We start from the raw sequence: 542 nt of genomic DNA on the forward strand, positions 1-542 counted from the left end.
CATTAGTGAGAAGTCCGCATCAAAGCGAGCCGCTTGATCTTCACGTGGGATATCGTCGTTTTGATCTTTCAACTCATCTGAGAATTTTAGACGTTTGATGCCGGAATCTTCAGCCATGATGAACTCGATTCGGTCTTGCCAGTTAAGCGCAAGTTTCGTCACGACTTTGTCAGCTGCGATGTGATTGCGGATTTCATCTGTGGTCAGCTCTTGCTTCTTACAGCGAATCACGCCACCTTCTTCAAGTACCGATTTTAACTCAGCTTCGTCCATCATGGTGATGCCTTGCGGTGTGTTACCTGTTTTTACCCATTCTGTTAGCGTGGTTTCAATTGCTACTTCTGGAATCGCAGGAACAACAGGTAAGCTACCCATGGTTTTACGCAGTAGCGCTAATACGTCTTCTGCTTTTTTGTAGCTGCTTGCATCGACAAGAATGAAGCCTTCTTTTGGCATAATCAACACGTGAGTGTGGCTGCTGCGGCTAAAGGCACGAGGCAGCAAGTCCATCACGATGTCATCTTTTAAGTTGTCTTTCTCTT

1 protein-coding gene is annotated in these 542 nt (G+C 45.9%); it reads right to left on the reverse strand.

Features of this window, described 5'->3' with window-relative positions:
• On the reverse strand, nt 1-542 hold a 542-nt coding region (locus R7Q48_RS30315; protein WP_318134113.1), incomplete at both ends, for a recombination-associated protein RdgC.

The sequence above is a fragment of the Vibrio sp. 378 genome (assembly GCF_033339435.1).